The following is a 21,905-nucleotide window of genomic DNA, read 5'->3' as shown; positions in this document are numbered from 1 at the left end:
TTTTTTATGGATATCTTACAAAACATTTTACACCTCACTATATCTCTTAAAAAAATTAATCCAATTTGAACAAATTATATTGCAGATTATTCTCCGCCACAAATGCTACTTTAATATAAAAAAATGTAAGTCCAAAAAGATATAATACGAATAAGTTCCAAATAATATTAATTGACTGCAATATGAATTATAGAGAGGAAAACAGTAAAATGTTGTACCTATGTTGTACCTGAACAAAAAAAGCCTCTCAGTTTTGAGAGGCTTTTGACTACATATCTGTAGTTGAAAAAGTGCGGGCGGGGAGACTCGAACTCCCACACCTCGCGGCACCAGATCCTAAGTCTGGCGTGTCTACCAATTCCACCACGCCCGCTTTTTCAAAATTTTATTGCCTTTTATTAGGATAAATCCTAAGTCTAGCGTGTCTACCAATTCCACCACGCCTGCATACTTTCCTAAATCACGATATGTGATTATCGGGGTGCAAATATAATGTAAAAAATCAATTCTCTAAATTTTAGCTATTTAAAAATTACACTTTTTGTACTTTTATCAAAAGTCACATAAAAAAGTACATGAAAAACGTAAAGAATTATCTATCGGAAAATAAGGACCGATTTTTAAATGAGATTATTGAACTACTTAAAATTCCGTCTGTTAGCGCAGACCCTGCCTATTCTCAAGATGTTTTAGATGCATCAGAAATGGTAAAATCTAGATTAGAAGAAGCTGGTTGCGATATTGTTGAAATTCATGAAACTGCTGGTTACCCTATCGTATATGGTGAAAAAATTATAAATAAAGACCTACCAACCGTGCTAGTATATGGTCATTATGATGTGCAGCCAGCAGAACCATTAGAATTATGGACTTCACCACCTTATGAGCCTGTAATTAAAAAAACGGACTTACACCCAGAAGGAGCCATTTTTGCACGTGGTGCCTGTGATGACAAAGGGCAAATGTACATGCATGTCAAGGCATTGGAATTGATGGTAAAAACCGATCAATTGCCATGTAATGTAAAATTCATGATTGAAGGTGAAGAAGAAGTTGGTAGCAATAACTTAAGCATTTACGTTGCTGAAAATAAAGAAAAACTGGCAAACGACGTTATTTTAATATCGGATACGGGCATGATTGCTAATGATGTACCGTCAATTACCACAGGTTTACGCGGACTAAGTTATGTTGAAGTAGAGGTTACGGGTCCTAATCGCGATTTACATTCTGGTTTATATGGTGGCGCAGTTGCCAATCCTATCAATATTTTGACTAAAATGATCGCTAGCCTGCATGACGAAAACAATCACATTACCATTCCTGGTTTTTATGATAAGGTAGAAGAACTTTCTTCTGAAGAAAGAGCAGAAATGGCAAAAGCACCATTTAGCATTGAAAAATACCAAGATGCTTTAGCTATTGACGCTGTTTACGGTGAAAAAGGATATTCTACCAATGAGCGAAATTCCATAAGACCTACATTAGACGTTAACGGTATTTGGGGCGGTTATACTGGAGAAGGAGCTAAAACAGTTATTGCAAGTAAAGCATATGCCAAAATATCTATGCGATTGGTTCCCAACCAAGATTGGAGAGAGATAACCGAGCTATTTAAAACACATTTTGAAGCTATTGCACCTAAAGGTGTAACTGTAGTAGTGAAACCTCATCATGGCGGACAAGGATATGTAACCCCAATTGATACCGATGCCTACCAAGCAGCGTCAAAAGCGTATGAAACTACATTTGGTAAAAAACCCATTCCGCAACGTAGTGGTGGTAGTATCCCAATAGTTTCATTATTCGAGCAAGAACTAAAAAGCAAGACCATTCTTATGGGCTTTGGTTTAGATAGTGATGCCATACACTCTCCTAACGAACATTTTGGAGTATGGAACTACTTTAAAGGAATTGAGACTATCCCTTATTTCTATGAGTATTTTACAGAAATGACTAAGAAGTAATTTGGTTGACAGTTGACAGTTGACAGTTGACAGTTGAAAGTTGAAAGTTGAAAGTTGAAAGTTGAAAGTTGAAAGTTGAAAGTTGAAAGTTGAAAGTTGAAAGTTGAAAATAAAATTAAAAACAAAACGTCTTTGCGAGCAAAGACGTTTTGTTTTCTTGTAGAAAGAACATTTGTTGATGATAAATTGATTCCAAGAACCAACAACTATATCTTCTTAACGTACTTAGTAATAATAACCATCATTGTTGGGCCTACTTTACCCTCAATGTATTCTGCATTTTCACGGTCTAATGAAATTCTTCTAACTGCAGTACCTTGTTTTGCAACTTGACTGGAACCTTTTATTTTCAAGTCCTTTACCAAAACAACACTATCGCCATTTTCCAATATTACACCGTTTACATCGCGGTGAATAATCTTATCTGCTTCGGCTAAACCTTCTCCCGTAGCTTTTGCCCAATCTAAAACCTCTGGCTCTAAATACATCATATCCAATAAATCTTTAGGCCATCCTTCAGATTTTAGTCTAGATAACATACGCCAGGCCACAACTTTCACAGAATCATACTCACTCCACATGCTATCATTAAGACAACGCCAGTGGTTTGCATCCATTTGTTCTGGATCTTCTATTTGAGTACGACATGTTTCGCATGCCAAAATACTAGAATCCACTCCGCTTATAGAGACCGGTTCTACTTCAAAAACTTCTAAATTATTGGTTCCCGTACATAATTCACAAGTGGAGCCACTACGTGCTTCCAAATCATCTTTTACACTCATTCTAGGTTGTTTTTAGAATGCAAATTTAAACTTTTAGAAAGACTAAAAACCTATTAGCACCGCACTTATATTCCTAGAAAACCTTAGCACACCATAACCGTATTACAACTCTACATTTGTAGAATTAAAATATTTATTCTATGTTTGTAGAACACACTCTAAACTTGTAGAAAATGCAACTATCCAAATCGGAAGAAGAATTAATGAATATTCTATGGAAGCAAAAAAAGGCTTTCATGAAAGATTTATTGGATGCTTACCCAGAGCCAAAACCCGCTACAACCACTGTTGCCACCTTATTAAAAAGAATGAGCGACAAGAAGTTTATTGACTATAAAAGCTTTGGGAGAAGTAGAGAATATTTTCCGCTGGTTAAAAAAAAGGATTATTTCTCTAAACACGTTAACGGACTCATTAAAAACTTTTTTAATGATAGCGCTAGTCAGTTCGCATCGTTTTTTACACAAGAAACCAACTTAAGTAAAGCTGAGTTAGAAGAACTTAAAAAGCTAATAGACGTAGAAATCGAAAAGAAGTAATCATGGCAATCTATCTTTTAAAATCCGCCGCATGTATGAGCATATTTCTGCTCTTCTATAAACTCCTTTTGGAGAAAGAAAGTATGCACCATTTTAAAAGATACTTTCTATTAACCGCCATTATCGCTTCTTTTATAATCCCTCAAATTGTCTTTACGGAATATGTTGACATAGAACCTACCACTGCAGTAACTCAAGTTATCACCATAAATGAACCACAAGAGATACAACCAGTAATTCAAGTTGTTGAAGAATCACCCATGAATTGGTCTTTAATACTATATACTCTCTACGTATTCGGAGCTGCCGTATTCGGATTCCGCTTTATGTATAACCTATTTAAAATATGGAAACGTATTCGTAACAACCCAAAAACCAAACATAGTGCTATCTATAGAATATTATTAAAAGAACAACTACCACCGCATACCTTTTTACGATATATTTTTCTAAACAAGCAAAAACTTGAGACCAACAGTATACCTAATTCTGTACTACTGCATGAAGAAACCCATGCTATACAAAGGCATAGTTTAGATGTCCTTTTTCTTGAAGTATTACAAGTGGTATTCTGGTTTAATCCGTTAATCTATCTATTTAAAAAAACCATTAAATTAAATCATGAATTTTTAGCAGATAGTGCTGTACTTAATGGTCTAGAAGATCATTTAAACTATCAAAACACCTTACTGTCGTACTTATCAAACGACAGCTTTAACCCCCATCAATCAGTTGGTATCGCAAATGCCATAAATTATTCATCAATCAAAAAACGATTCATCATCATGAAAAAACAAACATCAAAAAAGAGTATCCTGTTACGAAGCTTATTGCTACTACCGGTATTAGCTTTAATGCTCTACGGATTTAGTCAAAAAAATGTGGTATCGCAAAACACGATTAAAGACATCAATATAGAAATTACAAAAAGTGGAGATTTATTAATCAACGATGAGCCAGCAACTTTAGAAAACCTTTCGACAGAAGTAGTAAGAATCAATCATAATTTTGGTCCATATATTACTAGAAACTACATAAAAGCTCATATTCTTTATGACGAAAATCAGTATAAATTAATTGACCAGGTTAAGGCTGAACTTGCAGTTATAGGAATTTCTAACATTGAACATTTTAGTAAAAGAACTACAAAAATTCTTGGTAAAAACGGATTTAAACCAAGTGAATATCATGGTAAAACAGTAGATGAAGCAAAAGAAATCAGAAGAAATAATGTTTTCAATGAACATAAAACCGATGCCAACAATGAACCTCTGCTAGAAATAGTATGGATAGAAGTAAAAAATGAAAACCAAATTTGGTTCAATAATGAGCATGTTCCACTATCACAACTAAACGAAAAGGTAAAGGCAGAATATCCTTTGGCTGTTAAAAACAACAAATTATCAGCACAGATTTATGCTAAAGAGATTATTAATTCAGCTTTCACGAATGCCATATCACAGGAATTAAGAAAATTAAAGACAAGTAGCATTACTGTTTTTACTGACAGATATATTATGCCTGAAGATGAATACAAAGAAAATATCTCAACCACACCTAATACTGTTATTTTAAAAACTAATAATATTATTTTACAATCAAATAAAATCACGAAATACAATTCGTTAGCAAAAAAATACAACGCTATACCCATTGAAAAAAGAAGAATTCCACAAAGTGATTTAAAATTTTTAGAATCTACTTATAAAAAAATGACAGTTGAAGAAAGAAAAGCTGCCCACCCTTTCCCGGAATGTCTTCCTAAAGAAAACCAAGATGGAGCATCTGAGGAACAATTATCAAAATACAATTCATTAGCTAAAAGGTACAACACCATGATATCTGAGGGAGGCAATATTCGCATCCTAAAATCTGACGTGGACCAATTAACATATATCTACGGATTAATGTCTGTTAAACAAAAAGAGAATGCAGCCCCATTCCCTGATTTCCCTGAGCCACCACCTGCTCCAATGGCACCTAAAGTGGCAAAAGGAGAAAAGAGCAATATTCCTCCTCCACCCTCTCCTCCTCCTCCACCCTCTCCTCTTGACTATGCTACTAGAATGGCGAAAAAAGGAGCTACGTTTTTCTACGAAGGCAAAAAAGTCTCATCTGGTAAGGCCATTGACCTATTAAAGAAAAACAAAGAATTAAATATAGAATCTAGAGAGAAAAATGGCAAAGCAGAAGTAAGAATTACCAAAGAACCTGTAACAATAGAATAAGAAATACGTCAAACCTATGTTAAAGCCCTCTTTTCGAGGGCTTTTTCAGTACCAAAAGTGAAATAGTTGCGTTCACCCAGTATATCATCATCAATCAAAAAACGAATTTTCATCATGATTCAAAACTTCTTCATTCTTTGTTCAGGAGCAGACTCCGAACTTTTAAAAACATGCTCTAAAGGGGAGCAAAACAAATATGCAGGTATTGGCGCTACGGTATTCTTTACAGCAGTAATGGCATTTATTGCCAGTAGTTACGCACTATTCACGGTTTTTGACAATGTGTACGCTGCGATATTCTTTGGCTTTATTTGGGGATTGCTCATTTTCAATTTAGACCGATTCATCGTTTCGACCATTAAAAAAAGAAACAACATTGGTCACGAATTTTTACAGGCTACTCCCCGTATTATTCTTGCGGTTATTATTGCCATTGTAATTTCAAAACCCTTGGAAATGAAAATTTTCGAGAAAGAAATCAATCAGGTGTTATTGGAGCAAAAGAATGAACTTACACTTGCCAATAAAGACCAACTCGCGTTGCAATACACCCCTCAAGTAGAGCAATTGAATCAAGACATTGCAGATTTAAAATCAGAAATCGCGACCAAGGAAACAGAGACCAATGCGCTTTACGATATTTATATCAATGAAGCCGAAGGTACTGCGGGCACAAAACTATTGGGAAAAGGTCCGGTCTATGCCGAAAAACGAGATAAACATGATGCTGCACTTGCAGAATTGCAGGTATTAAAAGCAACTAATGCAGAAAAAATAGTAACACTAGAATCTCAAATTGCTGCTTTAGATACAGAATATGCCGAAGTAGTTAAAAATTCACAACCCATAATTGATGGTTTTGATGGATTAATGGCTAGAATAACCGCTTTAGATGAATTGCCTTGGTTACCATCTTTCTTTATATTTCTATTGTTCTTGGCTATAGAAACCTCTCCCATAATTGCCAAATTACTGGCCCCCAAAGGGGAATATGATATTAAATTAGAAGAGGAAGAAAGTGTACTTTCTACTTGGGTGGAGCAAAAATTGGCGCAACGTCAACTCATAGCTTCTACTGACGGAGAAATCAATCAGAAAATATATGAAGATTTAAAAGGCGAAGAAGAATTGTATGGGTATAAAAAGAAGAAAGCAGAAGAGTTGCTACGTTTACAGGCAGATAGTTTTCATAACATACAGACCAAAAGTCTAAAATAGCAAAAGACCAATATTGCTATTGGTCTTCTTAGCCTGGGGAAACTACCTGAATAACTATTTATACTGCTATTGATTCAAAAATTAATTTTGAACATGTACTATTAAAATAACAGATTCCATAAATTTATTTATTGCACCGTTTCAAAAAGAACCAAACCTATTTATTAAGTTACTACTGTTTTTAAATGCTTTGGTAGTTTACTTATTGCTAATCTTTAATTACAAGCCAAAAGTAATGTGATAGAATCGATTATTTATGATAAGTAATATCACTATAAAATTACTGTAGACAGAAAGCTGAATGCTATAGATGAAATGTTATTATCACCTACATTTAATACAATGTGCCCTATCAATAAAGTCATATTATTTCTATACCGATAATCTTCGTTGCAAATAAGCTAAATTTATATATCCGTAGGCTTAACTTTGCATTTAATGGCATCACTTAAAGAATCCAAAAAAAAGAAAAGAAGGTTTTATAACTTAGTTATCATAATTGTACTCTTAATTATAATTGCTTCAGGCTTTGTAACACAACTTGGATAAGATTTTATCATGGTTGAAAATTGAATAGTAATATTCAATCCTCTACTCTTTTTTATATGACCAAAAAAAATCAGAAAATTAAAAAATATTTAAAACGCTTCGGAAAAATAATTCTTGGGGTGCTATTGCTATTTTTTATTTTGGTGTTGGTAGTTAGAACGCCGTGGGCGCAAAACCTCATTGTATCTAAAGTCACTAATTATATAGCTAACAAAACGGATACTAAAGTAGCGGTTGGTAATCTATACCTTACCTTTTCAGGAGACATTCAATTAAAGGACGTTTATTTAGAAGATGTAAAGGGCGATACACTTTTCTATTCCCGATCACTGCAGGCCGATATTCCTATATATCCTGTTATTTTTAAAAATGAACTATCCATTGATGACGTTGTCTCAAATGGTGTAGTCGCTAAGATAAGTAGAGAAAACAACCCTAATACATTTAATTTCACATTCTTAATCGATGCACTGACCACCCCAACCGATACAACTGCAACAGCTACCAAACCCATGAATATAAATGTGGGGAGTTTAGATATCTCTGATTGGAAATTGACCTATGCCGATGCCTATTTGGGTACCGATGTTAATCTTGTACTGGGAAAATTAGATGTAGATGTGTCTGAATTTGACTTAAATGCCATGAAGTTTTCTTTAAATGATTTTAAGTTGAGCGATACTCAGTTTAACTATATACAATCTCATGCATTCCCCATAACCGAAGACTCCACAGCTACGACCTTACCCTATATAGAAGTAGCTAATTTTGATGTAGAAAACGTAAACATCACCTACAACAGTCAGCCAGATGGTTTACAGACCCAAATGAAATTAGGTATTATAGAACTTACAGAAATACTGGCAGAGGTGTCAAAAAATAGATACCAGACAGATGATCTTGTTTTACATGATTCACAAATAGACCTAGAAATAAGTAGTAAAGAAACTGAAGTAACTTCCTCCAATACCACAGAATTTGAATGGCCAGAATTTATTATCGCCGCAAACACTATAGATATTGACAAAAACAATTTCAACTATGCTATTAACGGCACAAAACAAGTTGCAAATACATTTGACCCAAACGCCTTTAAAATTCAGCAATTTAAATTGCAAGCTAAAAATTTAGATTACCAACCTGAGAACCTTAATCTAAATGTTTCTAAGTTTTCTTTTTCAGAACCTAGTGGTATTAAATTAAATCAACTGGCATTTAATGCAGGTTTAACCAATACCCAAGCATCTCTTTCAGATGTGGTTTTTCAAATGAATCAGAGTTCAGTAAAAGCAGATTTTAACGTTCAGTTCAGTTCCTTAAAAGGCGCATTGAAAAATCCTGAAAACAGTGCCTTGTCCGCTACTATTTCAGACCTCAATTTAGCGCTTGACGATGTACTTCAACTACAACCTGAACTAGCCCAAAATCAGTATTTAGATTCCTTATCGGCATACCCTTTAACCGGCAACTTAAAAGCTAGGGGAACTTTGAAAAAAGTAGATGATTTCAGTACGGAGCTACAATGGGGCAAAGACACTAAACTTGTAGCCAATGGAAGTATTAGAAATCTTACCCAAACAGACTCCCTTACTTATAATTTGAACAATATTAGCCTTAACAGCACCAAAACAGCTATAAACAAAATAATATCATCTAAAGACTTAGGGGTAACCATTCCTGAAACCATAATAGCAGAAGGAAATTTATCTGGTGGAACCACATGGGTAAACCCCAATATGAATATTAAAATTCCTGAAGGAACCGCTAGCATAAATGCCCTAGTAGATTTTGGAAATCTCATGAAATTTAACGGTGCTATTTCAATTGATAGTTTACAATTGGGACAGCTGTTACAAAACAATCAGTTAGGTAAAATATCACTTAGCATAAAGGGAAAAGGATCAGGAAGTGAACCAAGTAATTTTAATGCCGATATCACCGGTAAAATTTCGCAATTTCAATATGGTGGTTACGAGTATAAAGAGATGGATATTGATGGAAATTTAAAGGACGGAAATGGTCATATAATCACCAATATCCACGATCCCAACTTGAATATGAAAGCAAATGCTACTATAGCACTTTCATCAGAAGAAAATGACATTATGTTTACTTCAAATATTATTGGGGCAGATCTACAAGAGCTTGGTTTTACAAAAGATAATATTAAGATTGCCGCAAATATTAACGGTGATTACACAGGGACTCCTTCTAATTTCACGATCAATACAACTATTGATGAGGGCATTGCCATTACCGATAGGGAACAATACCAAGTTGCTACCATTGTATTAAAAGCCCATATTGAAGATTCTATAACAGATGTATCCATAAAAAGTAATTTTTTGAAAGGGCAGTTAGCATCTAACGCATCGCCAAATCGTATTACCGCTGCTTTAAAGAACCACATAGAGCACTATTTTTCAACCGACGGCAGCACCTTTGAAGCTGAAGATGAAATTGACGCCAAATTGGCTCTCGCAATTATACCAACTCCCGTTCTTTCTAAGGTGTTTTTTAACGGAGTAGAAGAATTAGATTCTTTGAACATAGATGCAAGTTTCAATTCTAAAAACCGAAAAATATCTGCCGAAGTCAAAATACCTCATTTTTCATACGAAGGTAGTGCGGTAGATAGTTTAAATGCACTTATTAAGGGAGATTCTGTTGATCTTAAATTCTCGGCTGGTTTGGCAGATTTAATTTATGAACCCATCCAACTAAAACAAACCTATTTAAAAGGAAGTTTAAAGAATAAAAAGCTATTACTTGATTTTACTTCTAAAAATGATTCCGTTCAGGTAATGCATATAGGATCGGACCTTTCATTTCAAAAGGATACTTTAAAACTTCATATTGACCCGAAGGATTTAATATTGAACAAAAAGGAATGGAAAATACCTCAAGACAATACGATAGTCATAGCCGATGCATATTCAGATTTTGAAAATGTCATTTTCACCAGAAATGCCCAAAAAATGGAAATATCGAACAAATTTCCAAAAATGGAGACCGAACATATCGGTATTTTGTTCGATAACTTTCAATTACAGACCTTCCTTAGTTTATTAAATCCTGATGAAGCTTTGGCAAAAGGAAAAATAGAGGGCGACTTCGTTATTCTTAATCCGTATGCCGCATCGGGTCTGGTTGCCGATATTGATATCAAAGATTTTCAGCTGCTGCAAAATCCGTTAGGAACCTTGACCTTAGATGCGACTTCTAAATCATTATCAGAATACGATTTTGACTTGGCTATGAAAGATGGCGGCGCCAATCTTACCTTAACGGGAGATTACACAGCCAAAGAGAATACCGCAAATTTAAATATGGAGCTTGATATTCAAAAACTGGAAGCCAGTATTATTCAAGGATTCAGCAATGAACAATTGACCAATGGCAAAGGATATTTAGACGGAAGCCTATTGGTAAAAGGCACACTTGCCGATCCCCAATATTCCGGCAGAATAAACTTCAATGAATTTGGCTTAAGCTTAAACGCCTATAAATCTGCCTTTACAATTGATAATCAATCCGTAGATATTGATCAAGATGATATCACCTTTAATACGTTTGCCATAAATGACATCAACCAAGGCGCCTTGACCATAGACGGTACGGTGAGTACGGAGAGTTTTGCTAATCCGGGTTTTGATCTTTCGGTAAAAACCGATCAGTTTAGGGTATTGGATTCTAAAAAAGGGGATGATGAGTTGGTGTATGGTATTGCAAGTATTCAGGCAGATGTTACCGTAAAAGGAGATCTAGAATTGCCCATTATAGACGGAAAACTACGTATACGTGATGTTACGGACCTCACTTATGTTGTTCCACAAAACCAATTGGATATTCAGGAACGTGATGGTGTTGTCATCTTTGTCAACAGGGAAAACCCCAATGCTATACTGACAAGAACAGATGAAAAAACTACCAGTTCATTTTTTGCAGGAATGGATATCAATACCATCCTAGAAATAGGAAACGAGGCAAAATTTACTATTGTCCTTGATGAGAAAACTCAAGATAAACTACAAGCATCCGGTAATGCTACGTTGAATTTGAACATAGACCCCAATCAAGATATACGACTTTCAGGAAGGTTAGAATTGAACTCAGGCTTCTACAGAACCAGCTTATATAATCTGGTGAGTCGTGAATTTCAATTACAAAAAGGAAGTAGTATTGTTTGGAGCGGAGACCCTTATGATGCTAAAATGGATGTCACGGCTATTTATGAGATTGAAACCTCGGCATCCTCTTTAATGTCCTCTATAAGTTATGGTACGGACAATAATGTTTCAGGTTCATATCAACAGGCAACAGACTTTTTGGTTTATTTGAATATTGACGGACAACTAACTCAGCCGGAAATATCGTTTGCGCTAGATATGCCAGAGAGTGAACAAGGAAATTTTGGTGGTGCCGTATATGGTCGTATTCAACAGTTGAACGATCAAGAATCTGAATTGAACAAGCAGGTATTCTCGCTATTGGCACTAAACCGTTTTTACCCCACCACAGGTAGTGATGGTAGTAGTGGTGGCGCCATATCTATTGCTAGAAACAATGTAAACAAGGTCCTTTCAAATGAACTCACTTCCATTTCTAGTAAACTATTGGGCAATACTGGTTTTGAGCTTGGTTTTGATCTGGATAGTTTTGAAGATTATGAAAGTGGTGCTGCCAAAAATAGAACACAACTAAATATTAGCGCAAGTAAAAAATTATTTAATGACCGATTAATAGTAACTGCCGGTAGTGCTGTAGATGTAGAAGGTAGCGCATCATCTAGCGAAACCGAAACTCCGTTAATAGGCAATGTTACTTTAGAGTATTTATTGAGCGAAGAAGGTATTTATAGACTTAAAGGATTTAGAAAGCAAGAGTACCAAAACATTATAGATGGACAATTAATTGTTACCGGAGTAGCTTTTATCTTTAATCGAGAATTCAACAAATTCAGTCAATTGTTCAGCCCGTTGAAAAAAGAAGAATCCGAAAAAGAACCTTCTAAAGAAAATAAGAAAGAAGAAGACATTGAAAAATAAAAAATTCACATATCGCATCGTACGCTGCATGGCATTATTGTTTATCTATTCATGCGGTATAGAAAAATATATACCAGAAGGAGAGCAGTTGTACACAGGAGCAACCCTAGATTTAGATGCTGACAGTGAACTTAAAGACGGTAAAGAAGTAAAGTCAGAATTGCTCAACCTTATTGAACCTAGCCCAAACACTACCTTTTTAGGAATGAAACCTGCCTTATTCTTTCATTACAAAGCGCAGCGAGAAAAGCCCGGGTTCATCTATAAGTTTCTAAATAAATCTTTTGGTGAAGAACCCGTTTATTTTTCAGAGGTAAACCCTGAACGCGTAGAAGAACTGATATTGAACAGGTTGGATAATAACGGGTTTTTCTATAGTCGATCAGAATCTGAAACGGTCATTGAAGATAAATTTGCTGCTGTTAATTATTCCGCCAAATTACCGGCGCCTTATGTGCTAGAGAATTACAAGCTAGAATCTGACACCTTACCCATCTACAAGGAAATAGAAAATATGCTACCGGAAACTGCTCTGAAAAAAGGAGACCGTTTTGATCTAGATTTATTAAAAGCTGAAAGAGCACGCTTGAACCATGGCTTAAAACAAAGAGGTTTTTACAACAGCCAAGAAGATCTTTTAATTTTTGAAGCGGACACCAACCAGTACAAGAATAGAAAATTTGACCTCTTTCTAAGGCTTAAAAAAGAAGTACCGGCCCGTGCCTCTATTCCATATACCATAGACTCAATTACCGTATACCCAAGCTATTCTATTGAAGGAGATACCTTGCCATTGACCAAAGAAAATGTTACTCAAGTAGACAGTATAGATTTTGTACAGAATGAATTGTATTTTAAACCTAGACTCTTAGAATCATACTTGCTTTTCAATGAAGGTGACCTTTATGACGCCAATACATCTAAACAAACAGCTAGTAGATTATCTGCATTGGGCAGTTATAAATACGTAAATATTCAATACACCGAGTTAGACACTACTGCAACTGACGGTAATGGTGGTTCTTTAGCAGCTGACATCTATTTAGCTCCTTTAACAAAACGATCTATCAGGGCAGAATTACAAGCCGTTTCCAGATCAAACGGGTACACAGGTCCCGGTATATTATTAAGCCACACCAACAGAAATGTGTTTAACGGAGGTGAAACTTTTAGTGTCTCTGCAGATTTTTCTTATGAGGTACAACTGTCTAATAACAATTCTAACTTAAGCAGTATTGCCGGTGGTTTAAGCGCCGATTTGATCATACCTAGATCCATACCATTTTCCCCAAAAAGATTCAAATACGCTGTACCTAAAACCAAAATATCTGTGGGAGTTGACTTTCTGCAGCGCAGTAACTTATTTACTTTAAGTTCTTTAAATAGCAGCTTTGGGTATACTTGGAAAGAAAACAAATACGTGTATCATACCTTAGACCCCATCAGTATTAACTATTCCAGACTATCTAATGTAACTGATGAATTTCAGGCTATTTTAGATGATAATGAATATTTAAGCCAAAGTTTTGAACAGCGCTTTATAGCCGGCTTATTATATAGTTTTACGTATGATGAAGTATCTAATCTCAGTAAGGAAAAACCCATCTATTTCACTACTAATTTTGATTTGGCAGGAAATGCTTTAAGTCTGTTTAGTGGCGGATCTAACACTATTTTTGGCTCAGAATACGCGCAATATGCAAAAGTTGATGCCGATTTACGACTTTACCTAAGATGGAAAAATGAACGTACTTTAGTATCTCGCTTATACGCAGGTTGGGGTGTACCTTATGGGAATAGCACCACTTTACCTTTTGTCAAACAATTTTACTCTGGCGGACCATATAGCATACGTGCCTTTGACATACGATCCATAGGTCCTGGAAGTTTTTACCCTAACACTGAAGATGACAACACGGATTATTATGACCAATCTGGTAACTTAAAGCTGGAAGCCAATGTAGAATATAGGTTTCCATTGTTCTCCTATTTAAAAGGTGCTTTTTTTATTGATGCTGGTAATGTGTGGCTTACGGGAGATTATTCTGAACTTACAGGTAATAAATCAACCTCAACTTCATCGGAATCACTTTTTACGGATGGTAAATTTGAAAAAAATTGGTTAAGCGAAGTAGCTGCCGGTGTAGGTTTTGGTGTACGTTTAGATATTCAAAGTTTTGTAATTCGGTTAGATTTGGCGTCACCATTGCGTATTCCTTATTTGGAAGAAAATAATCGTTGGAATGTACCCTTCTTTGGAAATGCGGATAATAATATGACTTTAAATTTTGCCATAGGGTATCCTTTTTAAATTCTAATTTCCCCACATACGTTGCCACAGCGCAGCCATTAAACGTTTGGCGTCTCTTTTAAATTTGGGCCTTTCTTCCACCATTAAATCTTCACCGTTTGGCACCAATTTATAACTGAATGCAAACTGGGTTTCATTATCATCTAAACTAATGAGTCCGAATCTTAAATCATTAAAATACAGTTGTCCTTCCTTTTCGGTAATGGTATACCAACCTTCGGTTATGTTAATAAGTCGTTCAATTTTATCATTCGTTGCCCATTTCCCTAGCAATGCATGATTTTTAGGGAAGGATGTAAATGAAATTGATTGGCTATCAAAAAAAGAATAATCACCTATCAGATAAGCATCTTTAGTATCAATGTTTGCCATCCAAAGTACCGTATTCAATGGTGCCGGACGTGTATTCATTTCATTGTACATAATACCCTGTTCATTAAGCGCATTCTCAAAATTCTTAAAAGCGATACCTTTCAAAACTAAGGTCAACAGTAAATAAGCACCACTGATTATCAGACCCAAGTGCACATATTTTTTACGTTTTACAGCTGTGCGTTTTTGAAACATCGCCAGTATCAAGAAGATAATAAACGGAACCGTATACAAAGGATCAATCACGAAAACACTTTGGAATGCCAAACGAATTTTGAAAGGCCAGAACAGTTGCGTTCCCCAGGTGGTAAAAGCATCTAATAGCGGATGTGTAAAAAGTCCCCAGAACATCAACCAAGACCACTCTTTCCAAGAGGCCGACTCTTTCCTGTTTATCTTCCAAATCAACCACCCAAAAACAGGAGCAAATAGTACGGAAAAGAAAATAGAGTGACTAAACGCTCTATGCCATTCCGTTGCGGTAACCGTATCTAGAAAATACCGAGTGATCACATCTAAATCTGGAATGGTACCAGCAATAGCACCATAAAGCATTGCTTTGTTGCCTACTTTTTTTCCAAGAACGGCTTCTCCTACTGCTGCTCCAAGTACTAATTGTGTTAGTGAATCCATAAGTCCCCTAGCCCCCAAAGGGGAATTTATATTTCTATTCTATAATCCCCATCTTCTTTAACAGGAAAGAAGCATTCATATTCTGGCAAATTCCGTTTTTAAACGTATAATCGAAATGTAGTTCGTTGTCTATAATCTCAGCATCGAAATAATGGTTCTTGACCGCTTCGTATTCATCGGCAACCTCACAAAGACTAAGATCATGCGTAGCGATTATTCCCGTAGATTTACTTTTTACTAAGCGTTCTACAAATTTTCTTGAACCCAAAGCCTTATCGGTACTATTTGTTCCTTTCAAGATTTCATCTAAAACGATAAAATAGCGGTCTGTTTGTATTTCGTCTACAATGTATCTTAAGCGTTTTAATTCTGAAAAGAAGTACGATTCATCATCTGTCAATGAATCTGTGGTACGCATACTTGTAATTAATTTGATAGGAGAGTAACTGACGGATTCTGCACAAACAGGCAAACCAACGTTTGCCATCATAATCTGTAGTGACACCGTTCTTAAAAACGTACTCTTACCAGCCATATTAGCACCGGTGATGATAAAAAACTGTCCGCCCGCTATCGTAATATCATTCAGTATACTTTTTTTGGGGTCAAGTAACGGGTGACCTGCATTTTTAGAATTCAATACCACCCCGTCATTAGTAATGGTTGGGTACGTAAACTTGGGGTGATTAAAAGCGAAATTGCCCAAACTGTTATAGGCATCAAAAAATGCGATGGTATTGAACCAGGCTTCTACACTTTTACCATGTTCTTCGATCCATTTTTCTACTGCTAAACAATCGGTTAATGAGCGAAGGAAAAACCCGTTTGCAAAAATTAAATACACTAAGTTATTATTACGATCTAGATTGCTCAACAGCGATGCAAATTTCTTTAGCACCTTAGAATTCTGTTCACCATTGCTTAGGATATTAGCTTTACGCTTCTTTAATAAATCTGACGTGAATTCAGTTTTTTCAATCATTGCCAAAAGCTGATTGTACTGATCAAAGGTAGATTTCATTTTAGTAGCACTTTGCCCTAAATTAGTTACTTTTTTTGTGTACAAACCAACGATGATCATCCCTAAAACCAACCATGTAATCAACACAGACTCTGGCAAGTAATCTAAAAAGTAAGCCACAAAAATAGCCACTGACATTATTGAAAATACTAGTGGAATAAATTTCATTGCCTTAGGCACAAATGAAGTGTAGTTCTTTAACCATGTTGCAATGGTATGGGTAGAAGTTTCTGTTTTGGTCAATGCCGCCATAGCTGAAAACTCTTGCCGCCAATCTACCTGCTCACCTATTTCGGCAATAGCTTCTTGTTTTTCTTGTATGTCGTTTATAGCATTTTCTTTATAGATGTCAGCTAACAACAGGCTACCCTCGGCAAGTTTTGTTCTGTTTGAAATTTGATAAAACGAACCTTCACCAAAAAGGTCAATATCTTGACTAAAAAAATGAATATCGTCTGCAAATTCTTTTCCGTTGGGCAATTTAGAAAAATCTCTATTCAACACTTGCAGCTCTACCTCATTGATGTCTTTCAAAGCCGTCATCTTAGCTTTTTGGTGCTTTAAGTTGGTATATTTACTTACCAAGAACAAGAATAACGGAATACCCACACACAATACTCCAATAACATATTTTGCACTTACCGATGCGAAATACACAGCTGCGATAGTCCCTAAAAATATAAGTAAGCGGAGAATGCTGAAGGTAAATAACTTCTTATTTAGCGCTTCAATTTGCGTTTCAAAATCCTTTACTTTTTGGGCGTAAAATTCTTCTAAATTATTCATGAAAACCAACCTGTTATAGAAAAGGTAAAGATAACCCTAGAAAATGATTTCTATAAATGGAAAGTAGATTTAAAGTATTTCTAACTCGGCTTTCACCTTCTTAGTCAATTTAGAAACCACCAAATCATAAGAATGGTCAATGAGTTCTTTTGTAAGGTCTTTAGCAATTTTGTCTAGAAATACAGTATTCCAATGTTTTTTACTCATGTGCCAGCCCGCTATAATACCATCATGCTCTTCACGTAGTTCAATGGCTTTATCAGGGTTACACTTTAGGTTAACACGTAAGGGCACATGCTCTAATCCGCATAAGGCGAACATTTTACCCATTACCTTAAATACCAAGGTCACCTCATCAAAAGGAAAAGATTCTGTTACTCCTTTTTTTGAAATGCAGTATTCTCGGTATTCTTCAACGTTCATTTATGGAGTGTTTTAACTTCTAAGCTTTGTAAAAACAAAGAAGCATCTTCCCAGTAATATCTGATTTTTAAAAAAGTCTTATCGCCTATATCGTTAGATTCGACCGTTTCCTTAGCTACGCCCCCTAACCGTTCGTAATACGAGATAGCTGCTGCGTTAGTATCTAACACCCATAAGTAAAAATCATTAGTACCATCTCTACGTAAAACCTCTTTTGCCAATGCAGCCATCAACTTTGTACCTATTCCTTTCCCTTGAGCATTAAGACCTACGTGTAAATTATCTAACAGTGTTCCATATTGATCGTCATGATTAAAATAGGCACACATAAAACCTAGAAAATCACCATCCGCTTCCGCAATTAAAATATATTGATTCTGTGACGGATTTTTATAGCGTTTTTTCCATTCATTCAACCTATTATCAAATACCAAATTATCCAGAAAATCCGCACTAAATGATGCTCGATAGTTTTGTTGCCAACTGACGGAATGTAATTTGGCAATTTTCTTGACATCAGCCACAATAGCTTCCCTAAGAACCATACTACAAACTTAAATCCCTGTAGAATCGTAAACGATTACCTTGGACCATAAATCACTAGATTCTTCAATAAACACTTTATGTGGTGCCTCGTCTTGGTAAGCTTGTTGAGATTCAGCAGAATCGAAACTTACAATTAAGGAGTAGGTAAATGAACCATCTACTACATCTCTACTTGCTTTTGGCGGCTTGCCAATAAATTGTGTTTTAGCATATGCCGAGTGATCTAAAAACTTACGCAAAGAAGTTTCAAAAGCAGTACGGTCTGCTTGATTATCAGGATTTTTCAACCAAAAAAATACGGTATGTGAAAAATTAGCATCAAATTCAGTCATATTTTTATCATTTTGACCAAAAGTTACTATGGTCATTAGTGTTAAAACAAGGATACAAATTACGTTTTTCATTTGTAAATGGTAGTTTTTTGCTGTTATTCTTCGAGTAGATCTATTTGCTTTTGTGAAATTTTTAAGGCAGAATAATCAAGTGACCAACCAATTGTCTCTACTATTTTCTCCATAATCAAAACCGTCTGTAAAGCTTCTTTTCTAGCCGTATCCATCAATCCGCTTTCTGGAATTTTTTCTCGTATATGCGCCTTCGCCTCAGCATTTAGTTTTGTAAGATCATCTGGAGCAAAAAAGTTGAAAAATCCACTCTTAATATCATAAAATTCCAGCTCTGGCTCAATGCTCAATACCTCTGGTTGTGGAAAATTATCTAATACGATTTTTTTATTTCCCTCATCGGCATGCATAAGAATTTTGCTTAAATCGTATCCAATATGAGCTTTTGCCTTAATAACCACCAATGCCTTTTTTTTACTACTTACCAAGCTCAGAAAATCTTTGACATTCTCATATTTATAGATTTCGGCAAATTCTCCTTCTACTGATATTAATTTACAAACACTTTTCATTTTCTCTAACAAAACAGAAGATTGGTGCGTGGTAATCTCTTTGCGTTTCTTGCCTTTAAAAAAATTAAAAAGCCAATACATACCAATGGCTCCTAAAACCAGCCCCAGAATCGTATCAAATATATTATTCATTTTTATTTCCTATTTCTCCTAAATGCGTAAACTTAAACCCTTTATCATATTTAAGTCCGTACCCAAAGATACGGTCCATGGCGGTATGTATAAAAAGAATTGTACCTATTAATTGAATAATGGGCAGCATAAAATAGATACCAACAAAATATAAAAGTATAGCAAAACCCCTGTGATGTAACACATTATAACACGCTGCGCCTATTTTAGAACCTAATAAATAACCCAGCATAGAAATATCTGGAGCCAGTATTAGCACTGGCAACCACCACCATTGATATCCTAATAAGCCAAACATAAAAATACCGAGAACCATTAAGGCGAGTTCTTCTAATTTGAGTAGATTTTTCATAGCTATTCTATTTTATAAAGTACTGGTCTGCTTGGGCTAGCATCATTTTCAAAAGGTGCTACCTGCAAGTTTAAAAAATACGAACCATCGGCGATAGAATCTGGAACATAAATAAATTCTGTGATGGTAGCATTTAATCTCACCTCTTCATTAAAGTTCCAAAATGCCTTGTGTGCCAAAAGCTTGCCGTCATCCTTTTCCTTGTCTACAGATGGCAAGTCTACCAATAAATGAGCTATACCAAGTGCTCTAACAAATACCATAGCATCTTCTAAGATGTATGGCGGGTTGGTGTGTGAATACTGTCTTTTTCGTTTTGATGCTTCATTCGGAAGCGTTCTTATGACTAATGCCGTTGGTGTTTTACTGCCCAGTGCTTTTTCTAGTTGATCTTTTGTAATTACCAAGTCTCCTTGTACTTCAGATGGTGTAATGGTAATGACCTCAGCCAAAAAGAAAAACTGCTGTAAATGCTGATTTACAGATTGATGCGCTGCAGATATATGCCCCACACACTCCGTATGCGTACCATGTGCATGCGGATTAAATGAAATATCATAAAAATTAGTACTAGCACCTGCTGGAACGCTCCCCGTAAAATCTTTTTCCCGATGCGGCTCTATCTTGGGCGCATCAATATACCAAGCGTTTACATTGACTTTTTTACTGGTAATTGGTATTGAAATATCCAATGGTTTAGATAGGTCAATTTTATACTGGATAGCATTGTGGGTTATGGTAGTCTTCATTGTATTTGGCCTCAAATTACATAGTAGCTTTGAGATAAGAAAATTACAACTTTTTGAGCGGTTATTTCGAAGGATTCTAGAAGAGGTGAATATTCGTGTTCCTAGTCTGTTCTCGATACATTTTCTTGCAGAAAACACTCGAACTGACAACACGTTTTTATTACCTCTTGTAAATAGATTATTTCAAGTACCCATGTCACTTCGAGTGAATTTCTGAGGCACGAGAAAATTTACCTGCCCGCCATTGAGGAGGGTATCGAGAAGCTTGCGTGTTCCAAACCTGTTCTCGATACAATTTTTAATTTCTGTTTCACTTCAATAAAAAATCACTCGAACTGACAATGCGTATTACTACAACTTCGGCAAACAGATTGTTTCAAGTACTCATGTCACTTCGAGTGAATTTTTGAGGTACGAGAAAATTTGTATCGAGAACTCATTTGTTACCATCTAAATCGTAAATTGAAAAGGTGATCACTTACTACGTTTACATTTTAGAATGTGCCGACAAGACTTTTTACACAGGTATTACCTCTAACCTAACTCAAAGGTTAGAATCGCACCAATCAGGAAAATATAAGGACAGCTACACAGACAAAAGAAGACCAGTAACTCTCGCCTTTTATTGTGAATTCACTGACCCAAATATGGCAATAGAAACAGAAAAGCGTATTAAAAAGTGGTCAAAAGCTAAGAAAAGAGCGCTTATTACTGGAGAATATGACGAATTACAAAATCTTGCAAAAAAGAAGTTTTCGTAAAAGCGAGAAGCTTGCGTGTTCCAAACCTGTTCTCGATACAATTTTTAATTTCCGTTTCACTTCAATAAAAAATCACTCGAACTGACAACACGTTTTTATTACCCCTTGTAAATGGATTATTTCAAGTACCCATGTCACTTCGAGTGAATTTCTGAGGCACGAAGAAATTTGTATCGAGAACTCATTTGTTACTATCTAAATCGTAAATTAAAAAGGTGATCACTTACTACGTTTACATTTTAGAATGTGCCGACAACACTTTTTACACAGGTATTACCTCTAACCTAATTCAAAGGTTAGAATCGCACCAATCAGGAAAATATAAGGACAGCTACACAAGTAAAAGAAGACCTGTCACTCTCGCCTTTTATTGTGAATTCACTGACCTAAATATGGCAATAGAAACCGAAAAACGTATAAAGAAGTTGTCACAAGGAAAGAAAAGAGCGCTTATTGCAGGAGAATATGACGAATTACCAAATCTTGCAAAGAAGAAGTTTTCGTAAAAACGTGAGGGATTCGTGTTCCAAACCTGTTCTCGATACAATTTGTTATTCCCGTTTCACTTC

General features: G+C 35.6%; 17 protein-coding genes and 1 tRNA gene. 8 read left to right on the top strand and 10 right to left on the bottom strand.

The genetic code is table 11. The features are described from left to right. Positions 1-291 precede the first annotated feature (291 nt). A tRNA-Leu gene (locus BW936_RS04865) sits at positions 292-373 on the bottom strand. A 202-nt stretch (positions 374-575) separates the two neighbouring features. Between BW936_RS04865 and BW936_RS04860 the strand changes: the two genes are divergently transcribed. After that, positions 576-1,967, top strand: coding sequence for a dipeptidase (locus BW936_RS04860; RefSeq protein ID WP_076547171.1), 1,392 nt, complete (start codon positions 576-578; stop codon positions 1,965-1,967). Between the two features lie 206 nt (positions 1,968-2,173). Here BW936_RS04860 and BW936_RS04855 read toward each other — a convergent pair whose 3' ends face one another. Continuing rightward, a complete protein-coding gene (locus tag BW936_RS04855) occupies positions 2,174-2,752 on the bottom strand; it encodes a PhnA domain-containing protein (RefSeq protein ID WP_076547170.1) in 579 nt (192 codons plus the stop codon). Between the two features lie 173 nt (positions 2,753-2,925). On the opposite strand from BW936_RS04855, the gene BW936_RS04850 reads away from it, so the two are divergent. The 5 genes from BW936_RS04850 (at position 2,926) to tamL (ending at position 14,645) form a co-directional block, all read left to right on the top strand. Beyond that, complete coding sequence (locus BW936_RS04850; protein WP_076547169.1) at positions 2,926-3,291, top strand: BlaI/MecI/CopY family transcriptional regulator; 366 nt, start codon at positions 2,926-2,928, stop codon at positions 3,289-3,291. 2 nt (positions 3,292-3,293) lie between these two features. Continuing rightward, the gene (locus BW936_RS04845; protein WP_084181975.1) at positions 3,294-5,519 is read left to right on the top strand and encodes a M56 family metallopeptidase; all 2,226 of its coding nucleotides are present in this window, start codon (positions 3,294-3,296) and stop codon (positions 5,517-5,519) included. Positions 5,520-5,633: 114 nt separating this feature from the next. Further along, the gene (locus BW936_RS04840; RefSeq protein WP_076547167.1) at positions 5,634-6,737 is read left to right on the top strand and encodes a DUF4407 domain-containing protein; all 1,104 of its coding nucleotides are present in this window, start codon (positions 5,634-5,636) and stop codon (positions 6,735-6,737) included. Positions 6,738-7,342: 605 nt separating this feature from the next. Next, on the top strand, positions 7,343-12,334 hold the full coding sequence (locus BW936_RS04835; RefSeq protein ID WP_076547166.1) for a translocation/assembly module TamB domain-containing protein: 4,992 nt from the start codon (positions 7,343-7,345) through the stop codon (positions 12,332-12,334). A gap of 28 nt (positions 12,335-12,362) precedes the next feature. Next, positions 12,363-14,645: a translocation and assembly module lipoprotein TamL gene (gene tamL / locus BW936_RS04830; protein ID WP_076547165.1), complete on the top strand. Its 2,283-nt coding sequence runs from the start codon at positions 12,363-12,365 to the stop codon at positions 14,643-14,645. Positions 14,646-14,648: 3 nt separating this feature from the next. Here tamL and BW936_RS04825 read toward each other — a convergent pair whose 3' ends face one another. From BW936_RS04825 to BW936_RS04790, 8 genes are all read right to left on the bottom strand, one after another. After that, positions 14,649-15,650 (bottom strand): metal-dependent hydrolase, encoded by a 1,002-nt coding sequence (locus BW936_RS04825; protein ID WP_076547164.1) that lies wholly within the window; start codon positions 15,648-15,650, stop codon positions 14,649-14,651. Positions 15,651-15,684: 34 nt separating this feature from the next. Continuing rightward, the gene (locus BW936_RS04820) at positions 15,685-17,457 is read right to left on the bottom strand and encodes a MutS-related protein (RefSeq protein WP_076547163.1); all 1,773 of its coding nucleotides are present in this window, start codon (positions 17,455-17,457) and stop codon (positions 15,685-15,687) included. 69 nt (positions 17,458-17,526) lie between these two features. Next, entirely contained in the window at positions 17,527-17,880 is a 354-nt protein-coding gene (locus BW936_RS04815) for an MmcQ/YjbR family DNA-binding protein (protein ID WP_076547162.1), read from the bottom strand. Further along, positions 17,877-18,425: a GNAT family N-acetyltransferase gene (locus BW936_RS04810; RefSeq protein ID WP_076547161.1), complete on the bottom strand. Its 549-nt coding sequence runs from the start codon at positions 18,423-18,425 to the stop codon at positions 17,877-17,879. The genes BW936_RS04815 and BW936_RS04810 overlap by 4 nt, the downstream gene beginning before the upstream one ends. Before the next feature lie 9 nt (positions 18,426-18,434). Beyond that, positions 18,435-18,794: a Dabb family protein gene (locus BW936_RS04805; RefSeq protein ID WP_394333579.1), complete on the bottom strand. Its 360-nt coding sequence runs from the start codon at positions 18,792-18,794 to the stop codon at positions 18,435-18,437. Positions 18,795-18,853: 59 nt separating this feature from the next. Then, entirely contained in the window at positions 18,854-19,474 is a 621-nt protein-coding gene (locus BW936_RS04800) for a DUF4230 domain-containing protein (RefSeq protein WP_076547159.1), read from the bottom strand. Then, positions 19,467-19,826: a DUF4260 domain-containing protein gene (locus BW936_RS04795; protein WP_076547158.1), complete on the bottom strand. Its 360-nt coding sequence runs from the start codon at positions 19,824-19,826 to the stop codon at positions 19,467-19,469. The genes BW936_RS04800 and BW936_RS04795 overlap by 8 nt, the downstream gene beginning before the upstream one ends. A 2-nt stretch (positions 19,827-19,828) precedes the next feature. Next, positions 19,829-20,575, bottom strand: a complete 747-nt coding sequence (locus BW936_RS04790; RefSeq protein WP_076547157.1) for a cyclase family protein — start codon at positions 20,573-20,575, stop codon at positions 19,829-19,831. 470 nt (positions 20,576-21,045) lie between these two features. Between BW936_RS04790 and BW936_RS04785 the strand changes: the two genes are divergently transcribed. Beyond that, complete coding sequence (locus BW936_RS04785; protein ID WP_076547156.1) at positions 21,046-21,336, top strand: GIY-YIG nuclease family protein; 291 nt, start codon at positions 21,046-21,048, stop codon at positions 21,334-21,336. 215 nt (positions 21,337-21,551) lie between these two features. Further along, complete coding sequence (locus tag BW936_RS04780; RefSeq protein ID WP_076547155.1) at positions 21,552-21,842, top strand: GIY-YIG nuclease family protein; 291 nt, start codon at positions 21,552-21,554, stop codon at positions 21,840-21,842. Positions 21,843-21,905: the final 63 nt, after the last annotated feature.

Origin of the sequence: Maribacter ulvicola (assembly GCF_900155985.1) — a bacterium.
In the GTDB taxonomy this organism is placed as follows: domain Bacteria; phylum Bacteroidota; class Bacteroidia; order Flavobacteriales; family Flavobacteriaceae; genus Maribacter; species Maribacter ulvicola.
The sequence above is the reverse complement of the archived record's forward strand: the minus strand, read 5'-3'. Positions and strand labels throughout refer to the sequence as shown.